Origin of the sequence: Microbacterium sp., from assembly GCF_049661145.1 — a bacterium.
Taxonomy (GTDB): Bacteria; Actinomycetota; Actinomycetes; order Actinomycetales; family Microbacteriaceae; genus Microbacterium.
Map to the genome: position 1 here is coordinate 1 of NZ_JBASZT010000025.1, position 3,678 is coordinate 3,678.

The window sequence follows — 3,678 nt, forward strand, 5'->3', positions numbered from 1 at the left end:
CGGCGGGTCTACGAGGCGTTCGCCGTCAACGCGGTGGGTCTGTCGCGCGCTTCGGTGCAGACGACGGCGTGGGCGTACGATCCGCCTGCCGCGCCCGCCGGCGCGGAGGCGGTTCCCGAAGTGGCAGGACCCGAGGGCGGCGTCGCGTCGCTGACGATCGGGGGAGTGGACACCGAGAACACCGTCGCCCTGCAGATCAGCAGCCCCGTCGGCGAGACGCGTACCGTCGCCGTGAAACCCGGTCAGCCGCGGGTGTCGGTCCCGGCGTTCCGCGTCGGCGCGAACACGGCGACGCCGGTGACGGTGACGCCCGTCTCCCGGTACGAGGCGCCGCCCGGGATCTCCGACCCGGCCGCGGGAGCGATCGTGGTGCCGGCGCACGGCATCGGAGCACCGACCTCGCCCGTGCTCACGCTGTCGGCGGTGGACACCGGTGACGGACGGATGACGGTGACCGCGATCGGCACCGCGGTGCCGGGGGGCGATGGGGCGACCGTGCGCTACGGCATCGTCCCCGAAGGGAAGAAGTGCGAGACGTCGGTGAACGGATCGCCGGCCGTGTTCGAGGGGCTCGCGGCTGACGGACGGTACACCTTCGTCATGTGCGCCGAGTCGTGGTTCGACTCGCGCTCGTTCGGCCGCACGACGACGACGGCCACCGTGAGCGGCGCATCGGCCACCCCGACGCCCGCGCCCGAGACCTCACCCCCCGGAGGAACCACCCCATGACGATCACGACCGAGCAGGCCGCCTGGTTCGCGCAGACCTTCTCGCAGCTGGCCGATAACGTCGAGCGCGCAGTCCTCGGCAAGCGGCACGTCGTCGAACTCGTACTGACGGCGATGCTGAGCGAGGGCCACGTGCTCATCGAGGACGTTCCCGGCACCGGCAAGACGTCCCTCGCCCGGGCGGTCGCACAGTCGGTGCAGGGCACGACCACCCGCATCCAGTTCACGCCGGATCTGCTGCCGGGCGACATCACCGGCATCACGGTCTACGACCAGAAGACCGGTGCCTTCGAGTTCCACGCCGGTCCGGTCTTCGCCAACATCGTGCTCGCCGACGAGATCAACCGCGCCAGCCCCAAGACGCAGTCCGCGCTCCTGGAGGTGATGGAGGAGGGCCGGGTCACGATCGACGGCGTCAGTCGTGACGTCGGCCGGCCGTTCCTCGTTCTCGCGACGCAGAACCCCGTCGAGCAGGCCGGCACCTACCGGCTGCCCGAGGCGCAGCTCGACCGCTTCCTGCTGTGCACGTCGCTCGGGTACCCGGATCATGCCGCCACCGTGCGGATCCTCGATCAGGCGGCGGTGCCGACCGCCGAGCTGTCGGCGGTGATCACCCCCGGTGCGCTGTCGGGCATGGCAGAGCTCGCGGGCAGCGTCTACGTCGACGCGCTCGTTCTCGACTACATCGCTCGGCTCGTGGACGCGACGCGGTCCGCCGACGAGGTGCGCCTGGGCGTCAGCATCCGCGGTGCGCTCGCCCTCACGCGCGCCTCTCGCGCCTCAGCGGCCGCGCACGGGCGCACCTACGTCACACCCGACGACGTCAAACGCCTTGCCGTCGCCGTGCTCGCCCATCGGCTGATCCTGCACCCCGAAGCGGAGTTCGACGGCGTCACCTCCGAGGCTGTCATCGGTCAGGTACTGCTCGACGTGCCGCCGCCTGTCCGCCGGGAGGTGTCATGACTCTCGGCGACACCCGACTGACCCGCACGGGGGCGGGACACCTGACGGGTGAGCGGACCGAAGTCACCGAACAGCGTGACCGGGCACTCGTCGGAGCAGCGGTCTGGGTCTCGCGCGCCGGGACGGCGACCAGGGCGGGGTTGCGCGCCGTCGTGGCGTGGTGCCGTGCGACCGTGCGTCCGGCCGGCGCACTCGTGCTCGTCGCCGCGACCGTCGGTCTTGCCGCCGGCGCGGTGTTCGGCTGGGTCGAAGCGCTCGTGGCCGGCATCGCGGCCCTGGCGATGCTGCTGCTCGGCGTGCCCTTCCTATTTCACGTCCGCTCGTACCGCGTCTCGCTCGCGCTCGGGCATCAGCGGGTGGTCGCCGGATCCTCGGCGGCGGCCACGGTGGTCGTCCGCAACATCGGGACACGCATCGCGCTGCCCGGCCGCATCGACGTCGCCGTCGGCGCGGGACTGGTGGAGTTCGGTGTTCCGCTGCTGCGCGCGGGGGCGGAATCGGTGCGAACGCTCGAGCTGCCGCCGCAGCGGCGCGGCATCGTGCGGATCGGCCCGGTGACGACGGTGCGTTCGGATCCGCTGGGGATGCTGCATCGCGAGCACGCCTTCGACGACGTGCACGATCTGTATGTGCACCCGCGTACCGTGGCGGTGCCGTCGTCCAGCGCCGGACTCATCCGTGACCTCGACGGGAGCCCGACTCGGCGCCTCGTGGATGCCGACATGTCCTTCCATGCGATCCGCGAGTACGCGCCGGGCGATGCGCGCCGCCAGATCCACTGGAAGTCGACGGCCAAGACCGGTCGGCTCATGGTGCGCCAGTACGAGGAGTCACGGCGCTCGCGCATGGCGGTCGTCCTCGGGCTCGCCGAGGCCGAGTACGCTTCCGCCGACGAGTTCGAACTGGCCATCAGCGTCGCCGCTTCCCTGACGCTGCGCGCCGTGCACGACGCGCGCGACCTCGACATCGTCGTCGGTGCCGAGATCCCGCGCGTCGTCCGTGGTCGTCTGCGGGCCATCCGCCACATCTCCGCGACCGCACCGCGCGTCGTGCTCGACGGCTTCAGCGGGGTCGAGCGGCTTGCGAACACGATGTCGTTCGCCGACGTGTGCCGCCTGGCCGCCGAGGCGAACGAACGTCTGTCGATCGCGGTGATGGTCGCCGGCTCCCAGGTCGGTCTCGCGGCGCTGCGGCAGGCGGCGCTCGCCTTTCCCGCCGATGCCGTCGTGATCGCCGTCGTCTGCGATCAGCGCGCCCATCCGCGCACCCGGATCGTCGGTCCGCTCACGGTGGTCACGGTCGGCGTGCTCGAGGATCTCGCCGGGCTTCTCCTGCGGGGAGCGACGGGGTGATGGTGTGAGGTACGTCGCCGGCTCCGCCTACGTCGCCGCTGCGGTAGTGGTCGCCGCCGTCGCGGCGTGGCCCATCTACCGTTCGTCATCGTTCGTGGTGCTGGTGGCCGCGGCATCCCTCCTGGGAGCGGCGATCGCGGCCCTCGTGACGTGGCGGCGCTGGAGCGGTTGGGCGGCGGCGGGACTCCTGGCCCTGGTGTTTCTCGTCGTCGCGGTGCCGCTCGCCGTGCCTTCCCGGCTCGGCGGTGCCGATCAGCTCCTGCACGGGCTGGGCGAAGCGGCGACGGGGGTGCTGTTCGGGTGGAAGGACCTCCTCACGGTCGATCTGCCTGTCGGGTCGTATCGCAACCTGCTGGTGCCCGCGCTGATCGTCTTTCTCGCCGGCACGGCCGCCGCTCTCCTCGTGGCGTGGCGCACCGATGCCGTCGCCGTCCTCGCCGTCGCGATCGGTATCGCGATGGCGGCGTTCGGGTTGCTGTTCGGACGCGCCGAGGTCAGCGCGGCGCTGCCGCTGGGTCCACTGACGCTGGCGGCACCCGTGGAGACGGCGTTGGGGCTCTCCTCGCTGCTGGCCGGGGTGCTGTGGCTCGCGTGGCGCAGCCGCGAGGCGAGGGCGCAGGCCCTGCGGCGGGCCG

General features: G+C 71.9%; 2 protein-coding genes and 2 pseudogenes. All 4 read left to right on the plus strand.

All coding sequences use genetic code 11. From position 1 onward, the window contains the following. A pseudogene (locus WBP48_RS01170) lies at positions 1-729 on the plus strand (hypothetical protein); the annotation flags it as partial. Then, positions 726-1,691, plus strand: a complete 966-nt coding sequence (locus WBP48_RS01175; RefSeq protein ID WP_424434843.1) for an AAA family ATPase — start codon at positions 726-728, stop codon at positions 1,689-1,691. The pseudogene WBP48_RS01170 and the gene WBP48_RS01175, both read left to right, overlap by 4 nt. Next, positions 1,688-3,043, plus strand: coding sequence for a DUF58 domain-containing protein (locus WBP48_RS01180; RefSeq protein WP_424434846.1), 1,356 nt, complete (start codon positions 1,688-1,690; stop codon positions 3,041-3,043). Before WBP48_RS01175 ends, WBP48_RS01180 begins: the two co-directional genes overlap by 4 nt. Positions 3,044-3,047: 4 nt before the next feature. Then, positions 3,048-3,678, plus strand: a pseudogene (locus WBP48_RS01185) (transglutaminase); the annotation flags it as partial.

Excerpts from the sequence above, each read along its gene's own strand:
- WBP48_RS01180 (WP_424434846.1), top strand. The coding sequence starts at position 1,688 with ATGACTCTCGGCGACACCCGACTGACCCGCACGGGGGCGGGACACCTG.
- WBP48_RS01175 (WP_424434843.1), top strand. The coding sequence starts at position 726 with ATGACGATCACGACCGAGCAGGCCGCCTGGTTCGCGCAGACCTTCTCG.